The sequence below is a fragment of the Bifidobacterium choerinum genome (assembly GCF_000741135.1).
Lineage (GTDB): Bacteria > Actinomycetota > Actinomycetes > Actinomycetales > Bifidobacteriaceae > Bifidobacterium > Bifidobacterium choerinum.
Genome location: NZ_JGYU01000006.1, coordinates 1 through 25483, shown reverse-complemented (window position 1 = coordinate 25483; position 25483 = coordinate 1). Strand labels below are relative to the sequence as shown.

Annotated in this window: 20 protein-coding genes and 1 pseudogene; 9 read left to right on the top strand and 12 right to left on the bottom strand. The window is 68.0% G+C overall.

What is annotated here, in order from left to right:
* Positions 1 to 30: 30 nt before the first annotated feature.
* From pyk to BCHO_RS05135, 6 genes are all read right to left on the bottom strand, one after another.
* A complete protein-coding gene (gene pyk, locus BCHO_RS05160) occupies positions 31 to 1473 on the bottom strand; it encodes a pyruvate kinase (RefSeq protein WP_024541274.1) in 1443 nt (480 codons plus the stop codon).
* Positions 1474 to 1605: 132 nt separating this feature from the next.
* Positions 1606 to 2589: a TerC family protein gene (locus tag BCHO_RS05155; RefSeq protein WP_024541273.1), complete on the bottom strand. Its 984-nt coding sequence runs from the start codon at positions 2587 to 2589 to the stop codon at positions 1606 to 1608.
* A 73-nt stretch (positions 2590 to 2662) separates the two neighbouring features.
* Positions 2663 to 4774: an excinuclease ABC subunit UvrB gene (gene uvrB / locus BCHO_RS05150; RefSeq protein WP_024541272.1), complete on the bottom strand. Its 2112-nt coding sequence runs from the start codon at positions 4772 to 4774 to the stop codon at positions 2663 to 2665.
* Between the two features lie 8 nt (positions 4775 to 4782).
* Positions 4783 to 5433 (bottom strand): dephospho-CoA kinase, encoded by a 651-nt coding sequence (coaE, locus tag BCHO_RS05145; protein WP_024541271.1) that lies wholly within the window; start codon positions 5431 to 5433, stop codon positions 4783 to 4785.
* Between the two features lie 164 nt (positions 5434 to 5597).
* Positions 5598 to 7079, bottom strand: a complete 1482-nt coding sequence (gene rpsA / locus BCHO_RS05140) for a 30S ribosomal protein S1 (protein WP_024541270.1) — start codon at positions 7077 to 7079, stop codon at positions 5598 to 5600.
* A 218-nt stretch (positions 7080 to 7297) separates the two neighbouring features.
* Positions 7298 to 8176, bottom strand: a complete 879-nt coding sequence (locus tag BCHO_RS05135) for a bifunctional methylenetetrahydrofolate dehydrogenase/methenyltetrahydrofolate cyclohydrolase (protein ID WP_024541269.1) — start codon at positions 8174 to 8176, stop codon at positions 7298 to 7300.
* A 133-nt stretch (positions 8177 to 8309) separates the two neighbouring features.
* Here BCHO_RS05135 and BCHO_RS05130 point away from each other — a divergent pair, with 133 nt between their 5' ends.
* The 3 genes and pseudogenes from BCHO_RS05130 (at position 8310) to BCHO_RS05120 (ending at position 11207) form a co-directional block, all read left to right on the top strand.
* Positions 8310 to 9341: a metal ABC transporter solute-binding protein, Zn/Mn family gene (locus BCHO_RS05130; protein ID WP_051354908.1), complete on the top strand. Its 1032-nt coding sequence runs from the start codon at positions 8310 to 8312 to the stop codon at positions 9339 to 9341.
* A 139-nt stretch (positions 9342 to 9480) separates the two neighbouring features.
* Positions 9481 to 10014, top strand: a pseudogene (locus BCHO_RS09740) (ATP-binding cassette domain-containing protein); the annotation flags it as partial.
* Between the two features lie 359 nt (positions 10015 to 10373).
* On the top strand, positions 10374 to 11207 hold the full coding sequence (locus BCHO_RS05120) for a metal ABC transporter permease (protein ID WP_024541266.1): 834 nt from the start codon (positions 10374 to 10376) through the stop codon (positions 11205 to 11207).
* A 124-nt stretch (positions 11208 to 11331) separates the two neighbouring features.
* Here BCHO_RS05120 and ispF read toward each other — a convergent pair whose 3' ends face one another.
* Together ispF and BCHO_RS05110 are read right to left on the bottom strand one after the other, a co-directional pair.
* Positions 11332 to 11811 (bottom strand): 2-C-methyl-D-erythritol 2,4-cyclodiphosphate synthase, encoded by a 480-nt coding sequence (gene ispF, locus BCHO_RS05115; RefSeq protein WP_029675620.1) that lies wholly within the window; start codon positions 11809 to 11811, stop codon positions 11332 to 11334.
* 8 nt (positions 11812 to 11819) lie between these two features.
* Complete coding sequence (locus BCHO_RS05110; protein WP_024541264.1) at positions 11820 to 12416, bottom strand: CarD family transcriptional regulator; 597 nt, start codon at positions 12414 to 12416, stop codon at positions 11820 to 11822.
* 136 nt (positions 12417 to 12552) lie between these two features.
* On the opposite strand from BCHO_RS05110, the gene glgB reads away from it, so the two are divergent.
* From glgB to BCHO_RS05095, 3 genes are read left to right on the top strand one after another with little or no spacing between them, the layout of a single operon-like run.
* On the top strand, positions 12553 to 14805 hold the full coding sequence (glgB, locus tag BCHO_RS05105; protein ID WP_024541263.1) for a 1,4-alpha-glucan branching protein GlgB: 2253 nt from the start codon (positions 12553 to 12555) through the stop codon (positions 14803 to 14805).
* Between the two features lie 26 nt (positions 14806 to 14831).
* Positions 14832 to 15548, top strand: coding sequence for a response regulator transcription factor (locus tag BCHO_RS05100; RefSeq protein WP_029675618.1), 717 nt, complete (start codon positions 14832 to 14834; stop codon positions 15546 to 15548).
* On the top strand, positions 15548 to 16678 hold the full coding sequence (locus BCHO_RS05095) for a sensor histidine kinase (protein WP_024541261.1): 1131 nt from the start codon (positions 15548 to 15550) through the stop codon (positions 16676 to 16678). Before BCHO_RS05100 ends, BCHO_RS05095 begins: the two co-directional genes overlap by 1 nt.
* Before the next feature lie 76 nt (positions 16679 to 16754).
* Here the strand turns inward: BCHO_RS05095 and BCHO_RS05090 are convergent, their stop codons facing one another.
* Complete coding sequence (locus BCHO_RS05090; protein WP_193345751.1) at positions 16755 to 17540, bottom strand: ComF family protein; 786 nt, start codon at positions 17538 to 17540, stop codon at positions 16755 to 16757.
* 44 nt (positions 17541 to 17584) lie between these two features.
* Positions 17585 to 18391 carry an HAD-IIB family hydrolase gene (locus tag BCHO_RS05085; RefSeq protein ID WP_024541259.1) on the bottom strand — a complete coding sequence of 269 codons (807 nt, stop codon included), beginning with the start codon at positions 18389 to 18391 and terminating at the stop codon, positions 17585 to 17587.
* Between the two features lie 99 nt (positions 18392 to 18490).
* On the opposite strand from BCHO_RS05085, the gene BCHO_RS05080 reads away from it, so the two are divergent.
* Positions 18491 to 18919, top strand: coding sequence for a metallopeptidase family protein (locus BCHO_RS05080; protein ID WP_024541258.1), 429 nt, complete (start codon positions 18491 to 18493; stop codon positions 18917 to 18919).
* Between the two features lie 7 nt (positions 18920 to 18926).
* On the opposite strand, the gene BCHO_RS05075 is transcribed toward BCHO_RS05080, so the two are convergent.
* The gene (locus tag BCHO_RS05075; RefSeq protein WP_024541257.1) at positions 18927 to 20468 is read right to left on the bottom strand and encodes a DUF5719 family protein; all 1542 of its coding nucleotides are present in this window, start codon (positions 20466 to 20468) and stop codon (positions 18927 to 18929) included.
* A complete protein-coding gene (locus tag BCHO_RS05070) occupies positions 20465 to 23563 on the bottom strand; it encodes a glycosyltransferase family 2 protein (RefSeq protein WP_024541256.1) in 3099 nt (1032 codons plus the stop codon). Before BCHO_RS05070 ends, BCHO_RS05075 begins: the two co-directional genes overlap by 4 nt.
* Before the next feature lie 184 nt (positions 23564 to 23747).
* Here BCHO_RS05070 and BCHO_RS05065 point away from each other — a divergent pair, with 184 nt between their 5' ends.
* Positions 23748 to 25196: an LCP family protein gene (locus BCHO_RS05065; protein WP_420306547.1), complete on the top strand. Its 1449-nt coding sequence runs from the start codon at positions 23748 to 23750 to the stop codon at positions 25194 to 25196.
* Between the two features lie 73 nt (positions 25197 to 25269).
* Positions 25270 to 25483 (top strand): hypothetical protein (locus BCHO_RS09590; protein ID WP_237743040.1); only part of this gene is annotated, 214 nt, incomplete at its 3' end.

Genomic DNA, 25483 nt, shown 5'->3' with positions numbered 1-25483 from the left:
GCAGACGTCGCATCCGTCACCGTGCATATGTCAGTCGCAGGCTCCGACGGTGTGGACGTAGATCGAGTCGGTGCGGCCCGGCTGGTGATCGCCCTGCGCGGAGCTCAGGATGACGATCTTGTCGCCGTTGGAGACCTTGCCGGCGGCGCGCAGCACCTTGTCGGTGAAGGTCATCAGGTCCTTGCGGGACATGTCGTGGTAGTCCTCGTCGAGCAGGATGCCCTCGGTGCCCCAGCTGAGCGCGAGCCAGTGGTAGGTGTGCTCGTTCGTCGTCAGACCGTAGATCGGCGTGGCCGGACGTTCGCGCGAGACGCGATGGACGGTCGAACCGGTCTGCGTGTAGGCGACGATCGCCTTCGCGTTGAGCTTCTCGGCAAGGTCGACGGCGGCCGAGGAGACGGCGCCGGTGCTCGACATGTCGAGGTCCTTGAGTTTGGGGATGCGGTCGAAGCCGTGCTCGGTCGCGTAGCCGGAGATGCGGGCCATCGTCTTGACGGTCTCGGTCGGGTACTCGCCGACGGCCGTCTCGTTCGAGGTCATCGTCGCGTCGGCGCCGTCGAGGACGGCGTTCGCGCAGTCGGACGCCTCGGCACGCGACGGAACCGGCGAATGCACCATCGAACCGAGGACCTCGGTGGCGACGATGACCGGCTTCGCGTATTGGCGGGACAGCTCGATGCAGCGCTTCGTGACGAGCGGCACCTCCTCGAACGGCATCTCGACGGCCATGTCGCCGCGGGCGACCATGATGCCGTCGAAGACCTTGACGATGTCCTCGAGGTTCTCGACGGCTTGCGGCTTCTCGATCTTCGCGACGATCGGGATGCGGCGGCCCTCCTCGTCCATGATCTCATGGGCGCGGTCGATGTCGGTGGCGAAGCGGACGAAGGACATCGCGATGATGTCGGCGCCGGTGCGGATCGCCCAGCGCAGGTCCTTCTCGTCCTTTTCGGTGAGCGCCGGCAGCGAGACGGCGACGCCCGGGAGGTTGATGCCCTTGTGGCTCGAGACCGGTCCGGATACGACGACCTTCGTGTAGACGTTGTTGCCCTCGACCTTGGTCACCTCGAGACGGACCTTGCCGTCGTCGATGAGAATCGGGTCGCCCGGATGGCAGTCGCCCGGCAGACCCTTGAAGGTCGTGGACGTGATGTGCTCGTCGCCCTCGACGTCGTCGGTCGTGATGATGAACTCCTGGCCCTCCTTGAGCAGGACCTTGTCCTCGCCGTCGGCGTTCTTCTTGAACCAGCCGCAGCGGATCTTCGGACCCTGCAGGTCGACGAGGACCGCGACGTTACGGCCGGTCGTCTTCGAGGCCTCGCGCACGTTGTTGTAGACGCGCAGGTGGTCCTCCGGAGTGCCGTGCGAACGGTTGAGACGCGCGACGTCCATTCCTGCCTCGACGAGGGCGGTGAGGTTCTCAAGGGATTCAGTGGCTGGACCGATGGTATCTACGATCTTTGCTTTGCGCATGGATGCCTACCTATTCTTTGTGATTACTTTTCGGGACGTTGCCCGAACGCCGGTTCAAGCTTACAACACCCGGCACGGCGTTTTGCGCTCCGGGACGATTTTTCTTGTGAGCGATAACACCGCTCAGCGCCCCTACGGCCGCCTCTTCTCGAGGCTGCGCATCTTGAGCACGCTGAACAGCGCGGACAGGCCGATCGCGAGCACGATGGCGGCGAGCGACATCCACGTCGGCACCTCGGGCACCATCGTCAGCGGCTGGCCGTGGTTGATGAACGGCAGCGTGTTGCCGTGCAGCGCCTCGAGGATGAGCTTGACGCCGATGAAACCGAGGACGACGGACAGGCCGACCGGCAGGTAGACGAGCTTGTCGAGCAGCGCGCCAAGCAGGAAGTACAGCTGCTGCAGGCCCAGCAGCGCGAAGACGTTCGATGTGAAGACGATGAAGGGGTCCTTCGTCAGGCCGAAGATCGCCGGGATCGAGTCGAAGGCGAACATGACGTCGGTAGTGCCGATCGTCAGGAACACGAACAGCATCGGCGTCCAGTACTTCACGCCGTCCTTCGTGACGCGCAGGCGCTCGCCGTCGTATTCGTTGGTGATGTGGCTGACTTTGCGCAGCATGCGGATGAGCGCGTTCTCGTGGAACTCCTCGTCGTCGTCCTCGCCGCGGGCGACCTTGACGGCCGTGTAGATCAGGAACGCGCCGAAGATGAAGAACACCCAGGTGAAGCGCTGCACGAGCGCGGCGCCGACGAGGATGAACAGACCGCGCAGCACGAGCGCGATCGTGATGCCGACGGACAGCACGAACTTCTGCAGCTTCTTGGGTACTGCGAAGTTCGACATGATGATGACGAACACGAAGAGGTTGTCGATGCTCAGCGAGTATTCGGTGAGCCAGCCCGAGTAGAACTCGATCGCGGGCTTCGAGCCGGCGACCCACCAGATGAGGCCGCCGAAGATGAGCGCCATCGCGACGAAGAACGCGATGTGCTGCACGCATTCCCTCGTCGAGGGCACGTGCGGGCGGCGTCCGAGGATGAACAGGTCGACGATGAAGAAGACGGCGAGCACGATGTACGTGCCGACCATGAAGGAGACGGGTGTTTCTGCCATAGCCATCCAGCTTACGGAACGTCGGCGACGCCGGCGGCCCGCAGCCCCGTCCGTGGGGGCTGCGGAACACGGCTCAGCGCTTGGCCTCGGTCATCGCGCGCAGCTCCTTCTTCAGGTCGCGGATCTCGTCGCGCAGCCTCGCGGCGAGCTCGAACTGCAGCTGCTCGGCCGCCGTGTGCATCTGGTCGGACAGCTGGCGGATGAGGTCGGCGAGGTCCTGCGCCGGCAGCCCGGCCCTGAGGATCTCCTCGTGGCGCCGATCGGCCTCCTCGGGGTCGAGCGAGGGGACGCCCAGATGCGTGTTGCCCGCCTTGCCGGCGTTGCGGTAGCCGCCCTCGAGCAGCGTCTGCGTGTCCACGTCCTCCTTGGCGAGCATGTCGTTGACGTCGCTGATCTTCTTGATCAGCGGCTTGGGGTCGATGCCGTGCTCCTTGTTGTAGGCGATCTGGATCTCGCGGCGGCGTTCGGTCTCCCCGATTGCGCGGCTCATCGCCGCGGTCATGCCGTCCGCGTACATGATGACGGTGCCCGAGACGTTGCGCGCCGCGCGGCCGATCGTCTGGATGAGCGAACGGTAGGAGCGCAGGAAGCCCTCCTTGTCCGCGTCGAGGATCGCGACGAGCGAGACCTCGGGCAGGTCGAGGCCCTCGCGCAGCAGGTTGATGCCGACGATGACGTCGATCTTGCCCTCGCGCAGCTCGCGCAGCAGCTCGACGCGCCGCAGCGTGTCGACGTCCGAATGCAGGTACTCGACCTTGATGCCGCGTTCGAGCAGGTAGTCGGTGAGGTCCTCGGCCATCTTCTTCGTCAGCGTCGTCACGAGCGCGCGTTCGTTCCTGGCGACGCGGTCCTTGATCTCAGCGAGCAGGTCGTCGATCTGGCCGTCGACCGGGCGCACCTCGACCTTCGGGTCGACGAGCCCGGTCGGACGGATGATCTGCTCGACGACGCCGTCGGACAGGCCGAGCTCGTAGTCGCCGGGCGTCGCCGACAGATAGACGGTCTGTCCGACGCGTTCGAGGAACTCGGGCCATTTGAGCGGGCGGTTGTCCATCGCCGACGGCAGACGGAAGCCGTGCTCGACGAGCGTGCGCTTGCGGCTCGCGTCGCCCTCGTACATCGCGCCGATCTGCGGCACCGTCACATGGGACTCGTCGATGACGAGCAGGAAGTCGTCGGGGAAGAAGTCGAGCAGCGTATGCGGCGGCGTGCCGGGCGCGCGGCCGTCGAAGTGGCGCGAGTAGTTCTCGACGCCGGAGCACACGCCCACCTGGGAGAGCATCTCCAGGTCGTAGGTCGTGCGCATCGACAGGCGTTGCGCCTCGAGCTCCTTGCCCTGCTTGCGCAGTTCGGCGACGCGTTCGTCGAGCTCGCGCTGGATCGACCCGATCGCCTTCTCCATGCGTTCGGGGCCGGCGACGTAGTGCGAGGCCGGGAAGATGTGCACCTCGTCCTGCTCGCCGATGACGTCGCCGGTGAGTGGATGCAGCATCGAGATGCGGTCGATCTCGTCGCCGAAGAACTCGATGCGCACGGCGAGCTCCTCGTAGACCGGGATGATCTCGACGGTGTCGCCGCGCACGCGGAAGGTGCCGCGGGTGAACGCGATGTCGTTGCGCTTGTACTGCATGTCCACGAACAGCCGCAGCAGCCGGTCGCGGTCGATCTGCTGGCCGCGCTTGAGGAACAGCATGCGCCCGGCGTACTCCTCCGGCGTGCCCAGTCCGTAGATGCACGAGACGGTCGCGATGACGACGCAGTCGCGGCGCGTGAGCAGGTTCGCCGTCGCCGCGTGGCGCAGCCGCTCGACGTCGTCGTTGATGTTCGAGTCCTTCTCGATGTAAGTGTCGGTCTGCGGGATGTAGGCCTCGGGCTGGTAGTAGTCGTAGTACGAGACGAAGTAGCTCACGGCGTTGTCCGGCATGAGCTCGCGGAACTCGGCGCACAGCTGCGCGGCGAGCGTCTTGTTCGGCTCGATGATGAGCGTCGGGCGCTGCAGACGCTCGATGAGCCACGCCGTCGTCGCCGTCTTGCCGGTGCCGGTCGCACCCATGAGCACGACGTCGTTCTCGCCGTTCTCGATGCGCGTGGCGAGCTCGTCGATCGCCTGCGGCTGGTCACCGGACGGCTTGTACGGCGACTTGACGACGAACGGCTTGTTCGTGCGTTCGATGTTGAATCCCATGACGTTCCTCACTCCCGCTGTCCGTCGGCGAACCATGCCGCGACAAGCCTATCAACACATTCGAACATCTGTTCTATCGGCTGCGACGCGTCGATGACGACGTCCGCGTAGCGCAGCCGCGACGCATCGTCCCCCTGCCCCCTGACGCGCACACGCGCCTGCTCCGGCGTCATGCCGCGCGTCGCGACGAGACGGCGGACGCGTTCGTCGGCCGGCGCGACGACGCAGACGACCGAGTCGAACGTGAAGGGAATCGTATCCATGACCTCGCCGAGCAGCGGCACGTCGTGGACGATGACGCGCCTCCCTCCCCTCGCGAGGATGCTGCGCTCGCGGTTGCGCGCCAGATCGTAGACGTTCGGATGCATGATGCCGTTGAGTGTCTCGAGTGCATGCTCGTCGGCGCCGGCGCCGAACACGCGCTCCGCCAGCACCTTCCTGTCGATGCCGCCTTCGGCGCCGACGACGTCGGTGCCGAAGGCCTCGGCGAGCGGCGCGATGATCGGCGAGCACGGCTCCTGCAGGATATGCGCGAGGAAGTCGTAGTCGATGACGTCGGCGCCGTCGGCGGCCATGCGCGCCGCGACGGTGCTCTTGCCGGCGGCGATGCCGCCGGTCAGTCCGACGCGTACGAAGCGTCGTCCGCTCTCCCCCTGCATATGCGCGTCCTTCCTCGTCCGGTCATTGACGTCCACATCGTAGGCGCGCCCGCATCGGCGTGTCAACCGACGCGGCGCCGGACGCGTCGACGGAAAACAAGGGGGCGTCGCGCGCTCACATGCGCACGACGCCCCCTCAGTCGAAAGCCCTAGGGCTCAGCGGCTCACTTCTTCTCGTTCAGCAGCTGCTCACGCAGGGCGGCGAGCTGATCGGAATCGGCGAGGGTGCCGTTGGACTCGGAATCGGAGGAGTAGTTCGAGATCTCCTCGACCTTCTCTTCCTTCGGGGCGTTCTGGCCGTCCTCGGCGGCCGAGGCCTCGGCGTTCTCGAGCTCCTTGGCGACGAACTCCTTGTGCTGCTCCCACAGGTCGTGGGCGGCGGCGTACTGGGATTCCCATTCCTCGCGCTGCTTCTCGTAACCGGCGATCCACTCGTTGGTGTTCGGGTCGAATCCTTCCGGATACTTGTAGTTGCCTTCCTCGTCGTACTCGGCCGGCATGCCGTAGAGCGCCGGATCGAAGTCCTCGGAGGCCGGGTCGACGGAGTCGTTGGCCTGCTTGAGCGACAGCGAGATGCGACGACGGTCGAGATCGACGTCGATGACCTTGACGAAGACCTCTTCGCCCGGCTTGACGACGGTCTCCGGGTTCTCGACGTGGCGGTTCGCGAGCTCCGAGATGTGCACGAGGCCCTCGATGCCGTCCTCGACGGAGATGAAGACGCCGAACTGGACGATCTTCGTGACCTTGCCGCGCACGATCTGGCCCGGCACGTGGGTGCGGGCGAAGCGCTGCCACGGATCCTCCTGCGTCGCCTTGAGCGACAGCGAGATGCGCTCGCGGTCGAGGTCGACGTCGAGCACCTCGACGGTGACCTTGTCGCCGACCTTGACGACCTCGGACGGGTGGTCGATGTGCTTCCAGGACAGCTCGGAGACGTGGATGAGGCCGTCGACGCCGCCGAGGTCGACGAACGCGCCGAAGTTGACGATCGACGAGACGACGCCTTCGCGGATCTGACCCTTCTTGAGCTGCGAGAGGAAGGTCTCGCGCACCTCGGACTGGGTCTCCTCGAGGTACTGGCGACGCGACAGGACGACGTTGTTGCGGTTCTTGTCGAGCTCGAGGATCTTCGCCTTGATCTTCTGGCCGATGTACGGCGAGAGGTCGCGCACGCGGCGCATCTCGACGAGCGACGCCGGCAGGAAGCCGCGCAGGCCGATGTCCACGATGAGGCCGCCCTTGACGGCTTCGATGACGGTGCCCTCGACGACGCCGTCGTCTTCCTTGATCTTCTCGATGTCGCCCCACGCACGCTCGTACTGCGCGCGCTTCTTCGACAGGATCAGACGTCCTTCCTTGTCCTCCTTGGTGACGACAAGGGCCTCGATGGTGTCGCCGACCTTGACGACCTCATCCGGATCGACGTCCTTCTTGATGGAAAGCTCGCGGGAGGGGATCACACCCTCGGTCTTGTAGCCGATGTCCAGGAGGACCTCATCGTGGTCGACCTTGACGACCGTGCCCTCAACCAGATCACCATCGTCGAAGTTCTTGATGGTGGAATCGACTGCCTTGATGAAGTCATCGACGGTGCCGATATCGTTGATGGCAACCTTTTCGACTTCCTTATTGTTTTCTGCCATTAATGTGGTTCTTACAAAATAGTGGATGGATAGTAATCGTTCTTCAGTTATCGGCTGCGGCGCGGGAGCCGTGGCCCCGGCCGCAGGCACAGTCGGCGCGCGCATCATGCGCGCGTGCGACCGTTAGACAAGACTATCGCGAGCCATGCCCAAAACCGCATGCAGCATTTCGGGCGTGTCGCGTCCGTCCACCTTGTCCAACAGACGACGGCGCCCCGTTATTCCGCGGCGGCGCGCTCGGCCATCTCGACGACGTTGCGCAGCAGCATCGCGCGCGTCATCGGCCCGACGCCGCCCGGGTTGGGCGTGTATGCACCGGCGATCGCGTAGCAGCCGTGGTCGACGTCGCCGTGGACGCGCATGCGGCCGTCGGCGCCGGGCAGCCGCGAGACGCCGACGTCGACGAGCACGGCGCCGGGGCGGATGTCCTCGGGGCGAACGAAACCGGCGCGGCCGACCGCGGCGACGATGACGTCGGCCTCGCGCATGTGCGCGGCGACGTCCTTCGTGCCGGTGTGGCACAGCGTGACGGTCGCGTTCACGTCGGCGCGCGTGAGCATGAGCCCGATCGTCCTGCCGATCGTGATGCCGCGCCCGAGCACGCACACACGGCGTCCGTCGAGGTCGATGCCGTAGTGCGCGAGCAGCGCGAGCACGCCGCTCGGCGTGCACGGCAGCGGCGTCGTCAGCTCGCCGCGCGTGTGCAGCACGAGCTCGCCGAGGTTGTACGGATGCATGCCGTCGGCGTCCTTCGCCGGGTCGATCGCGTCGATGACGGCGTTCTGGTCGACACCCTCGGGCAGCGGCAGCTGCACGATGTAGCCGGTGCACGCCCGATCGGCGTTGAGCTCGGCGATGACGTCGAGCAGCTCCTCCTGGCTCGCGTCGGCGGGCAGCTCGTGGCGAATCGATGCGATACCGACCTCCTGGCAGTCGCGGTGCTTGCCGGCGACGTACTTGAGCGAGCCGGGGTCGTCGCCGACGAGCACGGTGCCGAGTCCGGGTGTGACGCCGCGCGCACGCAGCGCGCGTACGCGCTGTGCCAAATCCTCCTTCACCTGGGAGGCCACCGCCTTGCCGTCGAGTATCATTGCCATGAGGAAACCCCCTTCGTTGCCGTGGAACGATGTGCCTTGCCGTATCGTACGATACCGGCGCGCCAATGCGTGCCGCGCGACGCGTCCGGCGCACATGGCGCGGCGACGGTCTTACGCAAAGGAACCATCGCTCATGGGCATACGAACCTCGTCATACCGTCTGCGGGCGGCCGCCGCATCCCTCGTCGCGCTCGCGCTCGCGGCCACGCTCGCCGGATGCGGCCACGTCGTCGCCGACGACGCATCCCCCACCGCCTCCGCCTCGGCCTCATCCGGGCCGCTCACCGTCGTCGCCTCGCTCAACCAGTGGGGTTCGCTCGCCGCGCAGATCGGCGGCGACGACGCGAAGGTCACGTCGATCCTGTCGTCGACGACGGCGGACGCCCACGACTTCGAGCCCACCGCCAAGGACGTGAAGACATTGCACGCCGCCGACGTCGTCGTCGTCAACGGCGCCGGATACGACGACTGGGCGAGCAAGAACCTGCCGTCGACGACGACAGTCGTGTCCGCCGCCGACATCGTCGGCGCGATGGACGGCGACAACCCCCATCTGTGGTTCTCCCGCGACGCGCGCTACGCGATGGCCGACGCGCTCAGGGAGACCTTCGCGCGGCTGCGCGGGCAGGACGCGAAGTCCTTCGACGCCAACCTCGAGACGTGGAAGAAGAAGGAGGACGCGCTCGAGAAGCGCATCGAGGCCTTCGGCAAGGAGCACGACGACCTCACCTACGCGGCGACCGAATCGGTCGCCTATTACCTGATGAACGACATGGGCTTCGAGGACAAGACGCCCGCCGGCTACGCGCGCGCGATGGCGTCCGAGGCGGAGCCGGCCGCGGCCGACGTGCGCGACTTCCGCAGGCTTCTCAGCGACGACGGCGTACGTCTGCTCGTCAACAACCCGCAGGAGCAGAACGAGACGACGCAGGGCTTCGTCGACATCGCGCGCAAGGAGAAGATGCCGGTGCTCGACGTCACCGAGCAGATGCCGCCCGACTACGCCGATCTGACGGCATGGATCGGGGCGCTGTTCGACGCCGTCGAACAGGACATGGACACGTGCCGGGATTCGGCGAAGGACTGCCCGACCGACGAATCCGGCGACGCCGCGAACGACGGCAACACCGAGCAGGACCGCGCCGTCAATGAAGGCGACGACTGAGTCCGAACGGGTCATGTCGGCGGCCGTCCGCCGCCTTCGGCGATCACGGACGGCCGCCGACGCCATCCGTCGTTATTGAGAATCATTGTCAATAGCGATTGCGATACTGGTCGCGTCCAATCGGCGGAAAGGAACCGCAATGCAACAGTCTGACGCGTCCGAGAGGCGCGGTCCGAGCGTCGAATGCCGCGACATCGCCGTCAAACGCGGCGGGACCACGATCTGGAGCCACGGCACCTTCACGATCCCGAGAGGTACCGTCACGGCGATCGTCGGCACCAACGGCGCCGGCAAGACGACGCTGATGAAGGCGGAGCTGGGGGTGATACCGCTCTCCCACGGCACGATGCGGGTGCTCGGCGCCGCTCCGGGCGAGGACAACGCGCGCATCGGCTACGTGCCGCAGAGCTACACGAACGACATCGACTCGAGCCTGACCGCCGAGCAGTCGGTGCTGCTGGGGCTGACCGGCACGCGCTTCGGCTTCCATCCGGTGACGCGCCGCCAGCGGGCGAAGGCGCACGAGGCGATGGAGTTCATCGGCATCGCCGACAAGGCGAAGCTGCGGCTTTCGGAGCTTTCCGGCGGCCTGCGCCAGCGCGTCGCGATCGCGCAGGCGCTTGTGAGCAACCCCGAGCTGCTGATGCTCGACGAGCCGCTCGCCAACCTCGACCTGGCGAGCCAGCGTACGACGGTGCAGATCCTGTCGAGGCTCAACACCGAGCTCGGCATGTCGATCCAGATCGTCGCCCACGACCTCAACATGCTGCTGCCGATCCTCACCGGCGCCGTCTACCTGCTCGACGGCCACCCGCACTACGCACGGCTCAACGACGTGCTCGACTCGAAGCTGCTCACCCATCTGTACGGCACGAAGGTGCAGGTCGTGACGACGCCGCAGGGCGCCATGTTCGTCACGCCGAACATGGCCGAGCCGGGCGGATGCGACATGCACGACGCCGACGAGGTAGCGCGCTTCCACCATCACGGGCATGCCGGCGCACGCCCGCAGACCGATGGAGGAGCGACGCGATGAATCCCTTCACCTTCGACCCCGAATGGACGACGACGCTGACGACGCCGTTCATGGTCAACGCGTTCCTCGCCGGGCTGTGCATCGCCGCGGCGGCCGGCGCCGTCGGCTACTTCACGATCGCGAGGCATTCGACCTTCGCCGCGCACGCGATCGCGCACATCGGCCTGCCGGGAGCGACCGGCGCCGTGCTGCTGGGCCTGCCGGTCGCCGTCGGCCTCGGCGGCTTCGCACTCGCCGGCGCGCTCGTCATCGCCGCGCTCGGCAAGCGCGCCTCGGAGCGTGAGATCGCCACCGGCACCGTCCTCGCCTTCGCGACCGGTCTGGGCCTGTTCTTCGCGCGCATGTCGAGCTCCGCCTCGCAGCAGCTGCAGTCGATCCTCTTCGGCTCGATCCTGACGATCACCGACGACCAGATCGTCGGCTTCGCGATCTTCGACATCGTGCTGCTCGTCGTGATGGCGGTCATCTACCGCCCGCTGCTGTTCAGCTCGCTCGACGAGCAGGTCGCCCAGGCCAAGGGCGTGCCGATCGGCGTCATGAACGCGCTGTTCATGGCGGTCCTCGCCGGCGTCATCACGATCGCCGTGCCGGCCGTCGGCACGCTGCTGATCTTCGCGCTCGTCGTCACGCCGGCCGCGACCGCCACCGTCGTGACGACGACGCCGCTGCGCGCGATCGTCGCCTCGACGGCGCTGTGCCTCGTCTCGATCTGGGGAGGCCTCGTCCTCGCGGCGATGTTCCCCGCTCCCCCGAGCTTCGTCATCGTGACGCTGTCGACGCTGTTCTGGGGCATCGCGAAGGGCGTCGAGGCGCTGCGCCGTCGCGGCTGAGCGTCTCTTCCCGCGACGTGCGCGGCGGGACATGCGGCATGCGAAAGGGGCCGCACCCCACATATGGATGGAGGTGCGGCCCCTTTCGTATGCGCCGCTGCGATTCCCGCCGTCCGCGGAACGCTCAGTCGCGGCCGCCGACGTCCACGAGCGCCGTCGCGATCGCCGCAAGGCCCTCGCCCCGGCCGGTGAAGCCCATGCCGTCCGTCGTCGTCGCCGTCAGTGCGACCCGGCAGCCGCAGATCGCGGACATCGCATCCTCGGCCTGCCGTCGGCGCGGACCGATCTTCGGGCGGTTGCCGACGACGGTCACCGACGCGCTGGACGGGGCGCAGCCGTTCTCACGCAGGTGCCGCACCGTCTCGGCGAGCATCATGTCGCCGTGCATGCCGGCGCCTCGCGACGCGGCGCCCACGCCGAACAATGTACCGATGTCGCCCAGACCGGCCGCGGCGAGCAGCGCGTCGATGAGCGCATGCACCGCCACGTCGCCGTCCGAGTCGCCATCGACGCCGGCGCCGTCCCAGCGCAGCGTCGCGAGGAACAGCGGACGGCCGGCGTCGCAGGAGAAGCGGTGCGCGTCGAAGCCCAGCCCGCAGCGCAGCTCGGCGCTCACTTCTTCTTCGTCTTCTTGTTCTCGGCCTCGAGGCGCGCGAGCGTCTCGGACGCCGGCTCCTCGGGGGCCTGCGTGTGATGCCCGTCGTCGCCGGGCTGCGGGTCGCTGTAGCCGAGGTTGACGTCGAGCAGGCGCTGCGCCTCCTCCTCCTCGATCTTCTCCGACAACGCGATCTCCGAGGTCAGGATGCTGCGCGCCTTCGTCAGCATGCGCTTCTCGCCGGCGGACAGCCCGTGCTCGTCGACGTCGCGCTGCGCCAGGTCGCGCACGACCTCGGCGATCTTGTTGACGTCGCCGGTCGAGATCTTCTCGACGTTGAGCTTGTACCTGCGCGACCAGTTCATCTCCTTCTCGATGATCGGCGTGCGCAGGATCTCGAACACCTTCGCCACCTCGTCGCCGTCCACGATGTCGCGCACGCCGACCTTCTTCACGTTGTCGACGGGCACGAAGATCTCAAGGTCATCGGAGGAAAGCACCGAAAGCTTGAGATACTCACGCGTCACGCCCTTAACAGTCCGTTCGGTAATGGCCTCAATCTTCGCCGCGCCGTGACGCGGGTACACGACCATATCGCCGACCTTGTAGCCCATGAATCCTCCGTGAGAAAAAACAGAAACGCATATAATTATGTCATTTTGTGTGGACTTAGTGGAAGATTGGAAAAAAAGATGGGCAAAACCGCGAATCTGCTCGTGCCGCCGGGAAAACATGCGTATTCTCGGATACATGACAAACTTCACATTCAACGAGAAAGCCCTCGTCCCCGTCAACGGCGATCAGCTGGACGAGGTCAGCAAGGGCGCGTTCTACAACCCCCACGAGATCCTCGGCGCGCATCTGGGCGCCGCCGAGTTCCCCGACACCTGCACGATCCGCGTGCTGCGCCCGGGCGCGCAGTCCGTCACGATCGTCACCGCCGACGGTGAATACGCGATGAAGCACGAGCATAACGGCGTCTTCGTCGCGCTCGTGCCGGCCGTGAGGACGAAGGACGGCCGCGGCGTCCCCGACTACCGCATCCGCACCGTGCGCGCCGACGGCACGACCGTCGTCGAGAACGACCCCTACCGCTATCTGCCGACGATCGGCGACATGGACCTCTACCTGTTCGGCGAGGGACGCCACGAACGCCTGTGGGAGGCCATGGGCGCCCACGTGCGCCGCTACGACGACCCGCTCGGCGGCAACGACGGCACGAGGGGCGAGCGCGTCGTCGGCACCGCGTTCACCGTGTGGGCGCCGAACGCGCACGCCGTGCAGGTCGTCGGCGACTTCAACGGCTGGGACGGCACGTGCCACGCGATGCGCGAGCTCGGTTCGTCGGGCGTCTGGGAGCTCTTCGTCCCGGGCGTCGAGGCCGGCGAGATCTACAAGTTCCATATCCTCAACGCCTACAACAACTGGGAGATGAAGGCCGACCCGATGGAGCGCTCGCACGAGGTGCCCCCGCGCACCGGTTCGATCGTCGTCGACTCCACGCACGAATGGGGCGACGGCGACTGGATGAAGCGGCGCGCCGAGTCCGATCCGCATCAGGGTCCGGTGAGCATCTACGAGGTGCACGCCAACAGCTGGCGCAAGGACGTGCACGACTACCGCGAGCTCGCCGACAAGCTCGTACCTTATGTCCAGAAGCTCGGGTTCACGCATGTGGAGTTCATGCCGCTCGAGGAGTATCCCTTCGCCGGTTCGTGGGGCTATCAGGTCACCGGCTACTACGCCGTGGATTCGCGCCTCGGCGGCCCGGACGACTTCAAGTACCTCGTCGAGCGCCTCCATGAGGCCGGCATCGGCGTCATCATGGACTGGGTCCCGGCGCATTTCCCGAAGGACGCGTTCGCGCTGGGCCGCTTCGACGGCACGCCGCTGTACGAGGATCCCGACCCGACGCGCGGCGAGCATCCAGACTGGGGCACCTACATCTTCAACTTCGGCCGTCGCGAGGTGCGCAACTTCCTCGTCGCCGACGCATGCTTCTGGCTCGACGAATACCATATGGACGGCCTGCGCGTGGACGCGGTCTCCTCGATGCTCTACCTCGACTACAGCCGCGAGCCGGGCCAGTGGCATCCGAACAAGTTCGGCGGCCGCGAGAACCTCGAGGCGATCGACTTCATCAAGGAGGCGAACGCCACCGCGTACAAGAACAACCCGGGCGTCATGATGATCGCCGAGGAGTCGACCGCGTATCCGGGCGTCACGGCGCCGACCAGCCAGGGTGGCCTCGGCTACGGGCTCAAGTGGAACATGGGCTGGATGCACGACACGCTCGAGTACCTGCACGAGCAGCCGATCAACCGCAAGTGGCACCACAACGAGATCACGTTCTCGATGGTCTACGCGTATTCGGAGCATTATGTGCTGCCGATCAGCCATGACGAGGTCGTCTACGGCAAGGGCTCGCTGTTCGGCAAGATGCCGGGCGACGACTGGCAGCGCTACGCGGGCGTCCGCTCGCTGTTCGCCTACCAGTGGGCGCATCCGGGCAAGAACCTGACCTTCATGGGCAACGAACTCGCGCAGTACGGAGAATGGGACTACAACAGTCAGCTCGACTGGGACTGCCTCAACTGGCCGGACCACAGCGGCGTGCAGGCGCTCGTCGCCGACCTCAACAAGCTGTACAAGGATTCGCCGGCGCTGTGGAGCCAGGACTTCACGCCCGACGGCTTCCAGTGGCTGACGAGCGACGACGCCGACCACAACACGCTGAGCTTCGAGCGCATCGGCGCCCACGGCGAACGCATGGTCGTCGTCGTCAACTTCTCGGGCACCGCGTGGGCCGACTACCAGGTCGCGCTGCCCCTCGGCGGCCGCTGGAAGGAGGTCCTGACGACCGACGACAAGAAGTACGGCGGCTCAGACATCCACAACACGGACATCGAGGCGAACGCCGGCGCGTACCATTCGCGTGAATGGTCGACGCGCATCACGGTGCCGGCGCTCGGCGTCGTGTTCCTCGTCCCCGAGAACAACTGAACCGACAAAACCAAGGACTGGTGATTATGGTCGCACACGCACAGATGCCGTCTGCCTACACGATTCTCGTCGTGGAGGACGAGCCGACGCTCGCCACCGCCATCGCGCAACGGCTCATCGCCGAAGGCTGGAGGGCCCGCATCGCTTCGGACGGCATCAGCGCCGTGAAGGCGGCCGCCCAACTGCGTCCCGATCTGGTCGTCATGGACGTCATGCTTCCGGGCATGGACGGCATCGAGGCGACGAAGCACATCGTCGCGCAGCGCCCGGTGCCGGTGCTCATGCTCACGGCGCGCGACGCCGAGTCCGACGTCATCATCGGGCTCGGCGCCGGCGCCGACGACTACATGACCAAGCCGTTCTCGATGCGCGAGCTTGTCGCCCGTGCCAAGGCGCTGCTGCGCCGGGTCGAGCGCGCGAAGGTCATCGCGAGCAAATCGGAGCATGAGAAGATCCTCGACTTCGGCTCGCTCGTCATCGACCCGGCGACGCGCCGCGTGACGCTCGACGGCGAGACCGTGCATCTGACGCCAACCGAGTTCGATCTGCTGACGACGCTCGCGCGCAAACCGAAGTCGGTGCTCACGCGCGAGCAACTGCTCGAGGAGGTGTGGGACTGGGTGGACGCCTCCGGCACGCGCACCGTCGATTCGCATGTCAAGGCGCTGCGGCACAAGCTCGGCGCCGCGACGATCCGGACAGTGCACGGCGTGGGCTATGCCTTCGAGCCTCCGGAACAGTGATGAAGCACGAGAATCCTACGGCATCGATGGGGCGCGCGCGGTCCGGGAAGGACGGCAAGCGCCCCCGCTTGTTCTCCTCGCTGTGCGCCGAACTGAGCGTGCTGATCGCGATCACGACCGTCCTCGCCTTCCTCATCGCATGGATGCTCGACATCATCGGCATCAACAGTTGGATGGCGATGCCGCTGACGATCACCATCACGCTGATCTTCATGTACTGCACGTCGCGCAGCTTCACACGCCCGCTTCGGCAGATGCGCGACGCCGCCGAATCGATGGCCCAAGGCGACTACTCCGCACGCGTGCGCCTGCGCAAAAGCACGAACGACGAGATCGGACAGCTCGCAAGGTCCTTCAACGTGATGGCCGAGGAGCTCGAGCACGCCGACCAGATGCGCCGCGACATGATCGCGAACGTGAGCCATGAGCTGCGCACGCCGGTCTCGGCGCTGCAGGCGATGGTCGAGAACATGGCCGACGGCGTCGTCGAGCCCACGCCGGCGAACATGGAGAACATCCTCAAGCAGACGCATCGCCTGTCCGACTTCATCTCCTTCCTGCTCGACATGTCGCGCGTCGAGGCCGGCGCCTCGAGCCTCGTCCTTGAACGCCTCAACGTCGCCGAGCTCATCGACGAGACCGTCGGCCCGCTCGAATACGCCGACGCCGGCCATGGGCACACGATCGAGCAACGCGTCCCCGACGACCTCGTCGTCGAAGGAGACGAGGCGAGGCTGCGCCAGCTGCTGACGAACATCATCGCGAACGCGCTCAAGCATTCTCGCGACGACACGGCCGTGCTCGTCGAGGCGCACGCCGGCGAGCACGGCGACACGGTGATCATCAACGTCGTCAACTTCGGCTCGGACATCCCCAAGGAGGTGCGCGACGACATCTTCCGCCGTTTCGTCAAGGGGACGTCCGGCCCCGGCACCGAGTCCGGCGGCACCGGCCTCGGCCTGTCGATCGCGCGGTGGGCGGCGAAGCTGCACGGCGGCACCGTCCAGGTCGTCGACGACCCGCGCGGCGTCGACTTCGAGATTACATTGCCGGTGAGGCCTCCCGAGCCGCAGCCGCGTCAGGAGACGGCGACGGGGAGGAACACGGAGGCCGCCTACGACGGCCAGTGATCCCACGGAACCCCGTCATATGCGGAGCGGGGCGCGGACATCAGGTCTGCGCCCCGCTCCGCATATCCGGACGTCGTCACCACCGCCGCTCCCCGGGATGCCCCCGCGCGTCTTCGACGGCGGTGCCGTCGTCTTCGTCGATGGCCTTCGGCGGCGTGTAGGCGAGCGCGAGCGCGGTGAGCACATCGTGGCCGGCGTCGGCGAGCGCGTCGGCGCAGGCGCCGATCGTCGCCCCGGTCGTGACGATGTCGTCGAGCAGGATGAGCGGCGTGCCGGGTGCGGGCGGGCGTATGGCGTCGTCGACGGCGATGTGGCCGTGGATGCGGCGCATGCGGTCGCGTGCGCCGTGGGTCTGGACGGATTTGCCGTGAACGGCGCGCACCTGCAGCATCGGCAGCGTGCAGGTGTCGGGCAGGCCGTGGCTGCGGCAGTGCGCGGCGAGCATGTCGGCGAGCGGGTCGAGGTGGCGTCGTCCGCGGCGGCGTATGGAGCGTGGCGATGAGGGCGCCGGTATGATGCCGACGCCGGTCGGCGCGGGGTTGAGGGTGGCGAGAAGCGGCGCGGCGACCGTGTCGAAGAGGTCGGTGAGGGCGTCGGCGAGTGGCTGGTCGGCTTCGGCGTCGCCGTGGTCCTTCCATGAGAGGATGGCGTGTCGGATGGCGCCGTGGTAGGTGCCGCAGGCGACGCCGTGTCCGGCGGCGGCCTGTGGCAGCGTGAAGGCGGTGGGGTCGTGCAGTGCGCGGGCGCATTGGTCGCACAGGATGGCGTCGGGGCGCCCGCAGCCGGCGCATCCGCGTGGCAGCAGGATGTCGCGCAGCTGTCGCCATGTGGCGGCGGCGTGTCGTGCCGTGGTGCCCGTCATGCGCATCGTGGGTCCTGTCTCGTGTCCCGGGGTCGGGTCGCCGTTCAGTGGCGCAGGCGCATGTTGATGGCGTCGATGAGGCGCAGCGTGGCTTCGGGGCCGGTGACGCGGATGGCGATTGTGCCGGCGGCGGCGGCCGGGTAGTCGTTGCCGTCGGGGTCCATGCGGTCGCCGATGAAGGCGATCGAGCCGACGTCGACGCCGGTGGCGTGGGCGAGTTCGCGTACGGCGTAGGCCTTGTCGATGTCGCGCGCGGAGATGTCGACGCTGGTGGAGCCGCCGGAGCGTACCTTGAGGTTGGGCAGGTCGCGCTGGACGGCTTCGGCGAGGCGGTTCTTCTTCGTGTTGTCGGGGTCCCAGCGCTCCTTGGCTTCGACGGGGGCCTGCTGGCCGAGCGCGGAGTAGGTAATCTGGCTGCCGCGGTCCTCGATGATGGGTCCCCAGCCGTGGTCAGTCCAGATGCCCTGTTCGCGTGCGCGGCGTTCGAGGGATGCGATGGCGGCGGCGCGGTCGGCCGCGCTCAGGTCGCGTTCGTAGACCTTCGTCCATGCGGCGCCGTCCCAGCGGTAGTAGCGTGTGCCGGTCGTGGGCATGAGATGCAGGTTGGCGCGGTCGGCGCCGGAGGCGAGCATGTCGGTGACCTGGCTTTCGATGAGCGGCATGACGCCGCCGGAGACGATGGCGACCGGGAGCAGCGTCGTCAGTTCGCTCAGCGCCTGCGCGATGTCGGCGTGCATCGGCTTCTTCGAGCGTGCGAGCGTGCCGTCGAGGTCGAAGGCGGCGACGCGCATGCGTCGGCACAGCGCGTCGACGTCCACGGCGGCGCTGTCGGCAATGTTGGGTTCGGTCATCCTCATCACTTCCCCGTTCCTGTTCCTGACCATCCTTGTATCCTACCGTGCCTGCGCGATGGGCGCGGCCTGTGGGGCGGTCGGCCTACAGTGGAGGCCATGACCCAGCTTCCTTGGAACGCCAAAGTGTATCGCAACCGCCATGGCCGCGGGATGCGCACGCCGATGTTCGGCACGCGTCTGCCGCGCTACCGTACGCGCTCCGGTCTCTTCGACGATCTCGTCGTCGCGCAGATCCGGCGTCTGTCGGCCGCGTGGCCGGAGCTTGTGCGGCCGTTGCAGTTCGCCGTCGAGGATGTGCCGCCGTCGTCGCCGGCGCCGTGGGAGTCCGAGCCGCGGCTGTGCTCGCAGGCCTTCCCCGCCGAGCATGGCAGTCCGGCGCGCATCGTGCTGTACCGGCTGCCGATCCAGACACATGCGGCGAACCGCACCGACCTGCAGCTGGCGATTCGAGACGAGATCGTCGCGTCGATCGCCGAGCTCTACGGTCGGCGCCCCGACGAGATCGACCCCGACTTCGGCCTGTGACGGCCGCTCAGCGCACGATGCCCGGATCGTTGAAGGCGTGCACAAGCTGGCGCGGCACGGCGAGGCTCGTCGCCGGCACGTAGGCGAGCGCCGCAGTCTTCGCGTCGCGCAGCTTCGCGTTCGTCACGAACGCGCCCCAGACGATCGCCGGGTCGGCGTCGTCGACACGGATCGCGGCGACGTCCTTGCCGAGGTCGTCGGCGTCGAGGGTCGTCGACGAATCGGCGTCCACCTTGACCTGTCTGGTGCCGGTCTCCTCGCCGTGTGCGTCGTAGCCGGTGAAGGTGACCGTCGCACGCCCCTCGCCCATGTTGGCGATCGCGAGCGTCGCGTCGATGCCGGCCGGCAATGCGAGCGCGGACTGCGCGTAGGCGGTGTGCGCGTCGATGACGGCGTAGTCGCGTCGCCCGTCGGCGCCTTCGACGGCGCTTTGGGCGGTGATCGAGCAGGGGGCGTCGCTTTGCGCGAGGATCGCGTGGGCGTCCTTGGGCCGGTCCTTGAGTTCCTTGAGCGCGACCTTGCCGCCGCGGACGTCGAGGCGGCCGAGGTCGACCAGGCCGTGGTCGCTCATCCACGACAACGTGACGGTGGCGTCCTTGTCGGCGTAGGCGCTCAGCGTCGTCGAGGCGTCGGCGTCGGGAAGCATGATCGTCTGCGTCGTGGCGGCCTGGGGCAGCGGCGTCACGTAGTCGTTGCCGTGCGGCGTCAGACCGTCCATCGCGCTGGAGCGTACGACGGCGCCGACCGGCGCGTCGTGGCTGGTGACCTCTACGTAGAGTCCCTGCTCGTCGGGTGCGGCCGCGTTGAGCAGCATGTCATCCTCACCGTCGGCGCCGACGGTGAGGATGGACGACGTGGCCGGCGTGATCCTGCCTCCTTTGACGCCCCAGATCGCGATGTCGACGCTGGTGGGCTTGTCGGCGGGGTTGGCGACGACGAGCTGCTGTGTGTTGCCGGTCGTCGTGCTGGGCACGAGGAAGCGTTGGGTGAGGGCGGGCGTCACGCAGGAGGCGGCGGCTATGCCGGTGATGTCGCCGGTCGTCGCCCATGAGGCGACTGCGCCGGCCGAGCCGGTGCCGTCGGTTGCGCTCAGCAGCCGCGTGTCGAGCATCGTGGCGTCGTCGTTCTTGTCCTGGCCGGCGATGAAGACGTCGGCGTCGTCCTTGCCGTCCGCCCCTTCGAGGACGAGACCGTCCGTCGCGTCCCCGGCGCCGAGCGCGTCGGCTTGGGCGTGGAAGACCGAGCCGAAGGCCGCGTAGCGGCGGGCCGAGGCGAGGTCGCCGGTCGAGGTGTGGAACTCCTCGTCGCCGTAGGATTCCGTGTCGGCGATCGTCATCGCGGCCGGGCAGTAGCGCAGCGTCTGCTGGGCGCTGGCCTGTTCGGAGACGGATGCGTCGGCGACCGTGGGCGCGTCGTGCGCGCCGGAGCGGGGCGGCACGACCGTCAGCGCGGCGAACAGCGCGATGACGGCGACGCTCGTCACGGCCGTCGTCACGACGGTGCGCGTGCGGTGCGCGAAGTCGTCGAGACGGTTCGGTTCCTCGCTCATTGCTGATCCTCCTTGCTGATGCCGTGGCTGCGTGGTATCGCGATGATGCCGTAGATCGCGACGAGGATCGCGAGGCACCACAGCCATGCGGTGCGCCAGGGGCTCGTCTCCATGCGCAGCTGGGCGTCCGTGTCGATGTGCTGTCCGGCCGTCGCGTCGAGCGTGAGCCGGTAGTACGTGCCCTGCGCGTTGCTGACGACCTCCTGCGTGCCCTGGGATGCGGTCACGTTCGCCTGAAGCTGTTCGCCTGCGCGCGCGCTCAGGTCGCGCCCCTCGTCGGTGACGACGTAGATGCCGCCGAAGCCGAGGTCGGACAGCTGGCGTATCGCGTCGTTGTCGCTGTTGGCGAGCAGCCGGGCGGCGATGTGGGCGAGCTGTTCGTCGTCGGTGTGCTCCTCGTGGCCGAAGGCGCGGCTGACACGCCATGCGGCGGAGCTGTCGATCAGATCGCCGCGCCCGGTGCGCATCGCCGTGTAGGCGACGGTGTCGGCGTTCGTGGCGGCCAGCGCGAGCACGCGCCGGCCGGGGTCCTGCGCCAGATAGTCCTGGGCGACCATCGGCAGGCCGGATCCGGCGATGGCGACGCCTCCGGCGTTGGCCGTCTGGACGCCGAACAGCAGGCACACGGCCGTCATCGCCGTCAGGAACAGCGTGACGGCGCCCTGCACGAGCGTCGTCGCGCCGAAGCGTCGCGTGTGGTCGGTCACGAGACGGTGGAAGGGCGTGACGCCCGGGCCGGCCGCCATCGCCACGCAGGCGAGCATGCCGCACGCGGCGAGCGCGACGCCCGGCAGCACCGATCCGGCGGCCGCGCCGTCAGGCGTGACGGCGATGACGACAACGGCGGAGGTGACGGCGAGCATGAGGCCGCACAGCGTCACCGTCCACAGGATGCGGCATGGGCGCAGCATGCCGGGGCGCAGCAGCGTGAGCAGCGCGATGACGGCGCATACGGCGCAGCACAGCACGATCAGCGTGCGCAGGGGGTCGGCGCACGAGAGCATCGCCGGCCATGACGGCGCGGCCTCGAGGCCGAAGGCGCGCCACACCATCGTCGTCAGCCCGATCGCCTCGGGCTCGCCGTTGACGGGGCGCGTCGGGACCATGACGTCGCCGAACAGCTGGCGCCACATGCCGTCGCCGGCGTAGCGCACCGCGTTGACGAGCGTCGGGGCAAGCGCGAACGCGGCGGGCAGCGGGATGAGCAGCAGCATGAGCCGGTGGCGGCGCACGAAGACGAGGAACGCGACGAAGATGACGACGAGCGCGAGCAGCAGCTGCGGCTCGGCGGCGACGGCCGGGATGAACAGCAGCGCGGCGGCTGCGGCGGCCTGCACCGACGAGCGCGGGTTGACGGGGTCCTCGGTGCGGTACATGCCGACGGCCTTGAACGACAGCGCGAGCGCGGCCGGCAGGAACGTCATGACGGTGAGCATCGGCAGGTTCGCCGTGTCGTACAGGCCGAAGGCGAGCGACAGGCCGTACCAGCACAGCGCGGAGGCGACGCGGATCGGGTTGGATCGGGTGACGACGCCGGCGAGCGCCCAGAACGACAGGACGCCGGCGGGCGCGGACAGGAAGAAGACGAGGGCGAGCGCCGCGGCGACGTGGCCGCCAGTGAGCACGGACGCGGCCATGAGCACGAGCAGCCACGGCGACGGCGGGGCGGGGACGCCGGTGCCGACGCCGTAGACCCATGGCGTCGTGGCGGCCTCGGCGAGCTGGCGGAACGTCGCGGATGTCGGCAGCAGCCGCGTCGAGAGCATCGAGGCGTCGGAGAACGCGTGGCGCAGGATCGGCCAGTACATCGCGGCCGTCGCTCCGAAGGCTAGCAGCGCGGCGGCGAGCGCCCACGCCCAACGCCGGATGCGCCGGTGGCGCAGGTGGACGAGGGCGAGCGGGTCGAGGATGACGTTGCTGCGCTGGTCGTCGAAGGCGCGCGAGCGGGCCTTCCATTGGCGTATCTGGCGGCGGTCGGCGATCAGCGGCGCGATCTGGGAGCGCGGGCGCCGGCCCGCGGCGGCGACGCGGTGGCGTGCGGCGAGCGCGCCGGGGACGGCGACGAGCGCGGCCCAGGGCATGACGAGGCGGCACATCGCCCGGTAGGGGCGTTTGCGGAACAGCAGCGAGACGGCGCCGACGAGCGCGGCGGCGAGCGAGACGACCCACAGCAGCGGCCACCATGGGGCGGCCATGTCGGTCATCGCGTATTTCTGCGCGCCGACGAGCTGCGCCATCGACGAGTCGACGGCGGCGTCGGGTTCGATCGCCCCGCCGTCGCGCGTGCGCACGCCGTCGTAGCGTGCGCGCCGGTGCGCGATGCGAGCCCCGGGCACGACGACGACGCGGCGGCCGGACAGGCACAGGCGCCGGCAGAAGTCCTCGGATTCGTCGAAGGTGCCGAACCACGGGTTGACGCCGTGCACGGCGGCGAGCGTGTTGACGGGCACGAGGGCGCCGGCGAGCGAGACGGAGAAGACGTCGCGCCGTCCGTCGTACTGCTCCTGGTCGGGTTCGCCGTCGACGACGAGCGAGACGACGCGTCCGCGCGCCGCGTAGCAGCCGACGTCGTGCAGGGCGCGGCCCTCCCAGTCGAGCTGCTTGGCGCCCAGCAGCGCCGCCGTCGGCGAGTTCGCCCATGCGTCGAGGAGCCGTTCGAGGCAGCGCTCGTCGGCGGGGCGGGATTCGTCGTGCAGCAGCCACAGCGTCTTCGTCGACGTGTCCACCTGCGCGTTGCGCAGCACCTTCGCGACGGCGTCGGCGAAGGAGCGCGCCTGGGCGACGCGGACGATCTGGATCGAGATGCGCTGCGGCTCGGGCATCGTCTCGAGCACGTCCTCCTTCGTCGGGATGATCTCGAAGCTCGTCTGCACGGACTGCACGGTGCGCCCCGAGCAGTCGGCGATGACGATCGTGGACGGCAGCACGCTCTGGGCGAGCACGGCGCGGAAGGTGCGGGGCAGGTAGCGCAGGTCGTCCTCGACGGTGATGACGGCCGTCACGTTCGGCTCGGCGCGCTGGCTGTGCGAATACGGCCGCGCCGCCAGTGCGGCGCCGATGATGCGCTGGATCTCACTGTTGCCCGAGAGTGTCATGCGTCCCAGTGTACGCAGAAGGGTATATCCGCCCGCCGGCCGCCCCCGGGCGCCGCGCGGGCTCCCCCGCACGGCTTTCTCACCGTCATGTCCTATAATCGCATACGATTGCACGTCGTCGGCATGGGGCCGTGCGCGCGCATGGGGACCCCGCGACGGGGAACGACGCACGAAAGGTGGACCGTTGGCCTCTCATACCGCGAAGAAGACACGAGAAGCGTATCTGGGCAGCTCCCGCAAGGCGAGGCCGCGGCACAGCGCCGTGGCGTGGCGCATCCGCCACCGCGCGCTCGCCGCCGTCGCCTGCGTCGTCGCCGCCGCGCTCGTGTTCGCGGGCACGGCCGTGGCCTCCATCTGGATCAACCTCAACAACGCCGTCCAGGAGGGCGCCGTCAAGACCGTCTTCGCCGATGAGGAGAAGCTCGACCCCAACGAGGGGCGCCCGATCAAGTTCGTCCTCATCGGCCAGGACACGCGCGACGACGGCAACGCGGAGCTGTCCGGCGGCATGCACGACGGCGAGGACGGCCTGCACAACGCCGACACGACGATGGTCGTCGACATCAGCGCCAAGCGCGACTTCATCAACATCGTCTCGATTCCGCGCGACTCGATCGTCGACGTGCCCGACTGCCGCACGAGCGACGGCAAGGACATCCCCGCCCAGTACGGCGTCATGTTCAACTCGGTGTTCTCCACCGCCTACCGCGAGGGCGGCGACCTGTCGACGGCGGCGAGCTGCACGGTGACGGCCGTCAACGCGCTCACCGGCATGCACATCACGAACTTCGTCGTCGTCGACTTCAAGGGCCTGTCCGACATGATCGACGCGATCGGCGGCGTCGACGTGTGCATCCCGGTCGACACCGTCGACGCGAACACCGACATGGACCTCAGGAAGGGCATGCGCCACCTCGACGGACGCCAGGCGACGAACTACGCGCGCATGCGCCACGGCACCGGCACCGACGGCAGCGACATCATGCGCACGACGCGCCAGCAGTACCTCGTCAAATCGCTGATCGCCGAGGCGATATCGAAGAACATGTTCACGCAGACGAGCGAGCTCTACCAGCTCGCGCTCGCCGCGATCCGCTCGCTCAACATCAGCTCCGGCATGGCCGACACGAACGCGCTCGTCGCGCTCGCGCTCAGCCTGCGCCACCTCGACGTCTCGCACGTGTACGCGCAGACCGTCCCCGTCGTGCCCGCGCCCTTCGACCCGAACCGCGTCGTGTGGGCCGACAACGCCGCCGAGGTCTGGCAGCGGCTGCGCGACGACCGCCCGCTGTACGGCGACGACGCCGCCGACGCCTCCCCCGCCCCGGAATCCACGGCGAAGGACGACGCGGACGGCAAGGACAAGGACGACGAGACGACGCCGACGCCCGAGGCCGACGACGCGGCCACGGACACGCCGTCGGCTACGCCCTCGGCGAAGCCGCAGCCGACCGTCGACCCGAAGACCGGCCTGATCAAGCGTGAGGACGGCACGCTCATCGACCCGAACACGAACGGCGTCGTCGACCCCGAGAACGGTTCGATCCGCGACCCCGAGACCGGCCAGTACATCGGCATCGCCTACCAGTACCTCAACACGACCATCTGCTCGGTGCCCGCCAAGAGCGAATGAGCGCGATGACACAGACGGCCGGCTACGACGGCCCGCGGCACGATGACGGCGCGACGCGCCCAGTGGAGGAACGATGAGCAACACCGATGAGCCGACGACACCGCCGAGCTTCGCACCACGGCCGCGCCGCAGGCGCGACGACGCGCAGGCCGCGTCACACCGCTTCGGGACACGGGACGCGACGGCCGCCTCCGTGCCGCCGAGCTTCGCGCCGCGCAGCCGGAGCGCAGCCGGGACGCGGCGGGGCGAACCGGCGCATCCCGACGCGCCGGCCCCATCTGCACCAT

Bases quoted from the DNA above. Each gene is read 5' to 3' on its own strand.
- BCHO_RS05090 (WP_193345751.1), bottom strand. From the start codon at position 17,540: ATGACGGGCACCACGGCACGACACGCCGCCGCCACATGGCGACAGCTG.
- BCHO_RS05135 (WP_024541269.1), bottom strand. From the start codon at position 8,176: ATGGCAATGATACTCGACGGCAAGGCGGTGGCCTCCCAGGTGAAGGAG.
- BCHO_RS05080 (WP_024541258.1), top strand. From the start codon at position 18,491: ATGACCCAGCTTCCTTGGAACGCCAAAGTGTATCGCAACCGCCATGGC.
- BCHO_RS05155 (WP_024541273.1), bottom strand. From the start codon at position 2,589: ATGGCAGAAACACCCGTCTCCTTCATGGTCGGCACGTACATCGTGCTC.
- rpsA (WP_024541270.1), bottom strand. From the start codon at position 7,079: ATGGCAGAAAACAATAAGGAAGTCGAAAAGGTTGCCATCAACGATATC.
- BCHO_RS05110 (WP_024541264.1), bottom strand. From the start codon at position 12,416: ATGGGCTACAAGGTCGGCGATATGGTCGTGTACCCGCGTCACGGCGCG.
- BCHO_RS05075 (WP_024541257.1), bottom strand. From the start codon at position 20,468: ATGAGCGAGGAACCGAACCGTCTCGACGACTTCGCGCACCGCACGCGC.
- BCHO_RS05100 (WP_029675618.1), top strand. From the start codon at position 14,832: ATGGTCGCACACGCACAGATGCCGTCTGCCTACACGATTCTCGTCGTG.
- BCHO_RS05070 (WP_024541256.1), bottom strand. From the start codon at position 23,563: ATGACACTCTCGGGCAACAGTGAGATCCAGCGCATCATCGGCGCCGCA.
- BCHO_RS05120 (WP_024541266.1), top strand. From the start codon at position 10,374: ATGAATCCCTTCACCTTCGACCCCGAATGGACGACGACGCTGACGACG.
- BCHO_RS05095 (WP_024541261.1), top strand. From the start codon at position 15,548: ATGAAGCACGAGAATCCTACGGCATCGATGGGGCGCGCGCGGTCCGGG.
- BCHO_RS05085 (WP_024541259.1), bottom strand. From the start codon at position 18,391: ATGACCGAACCCAACATTGCCGACAGCGCCGCCGTGGACGTCGACGCG.
- glgB (WP_024541263.1), top strand. From the start codon at position 12,553: ATGACAAACTTCACATTCAACGAGAAAGCCCTCGTCCCCGTCAACGGC.
- coaE (WP_024541271.1), bottom strand. From the start codon at position 5,433: ATGCAGGGGGAGAGCGGACGACGCTTCGTACGCGTCGGACTGACCGGC.
- BCHO_RS05130 (WP_051354908.1), top strand. From the start codon at position 8,310: ATGGGCATACGAACCTCGTCATACCGTCTGCGGGCGGCCGCCGCATCC.
- pyk (WP_024541274.1), bottom strand. From the start codon at position 1,473: ATGCGCAAAGCAAAGATCGTAGATACCATCGGTCCAGCCACTGAATCC.
- uvrB (WP_024541272.1), bottom strand. From the start codon at position 4,774: ATGGGATTCAACATCGAACGCACGAACAAGCCGTTCGTCGTCAAGTCG.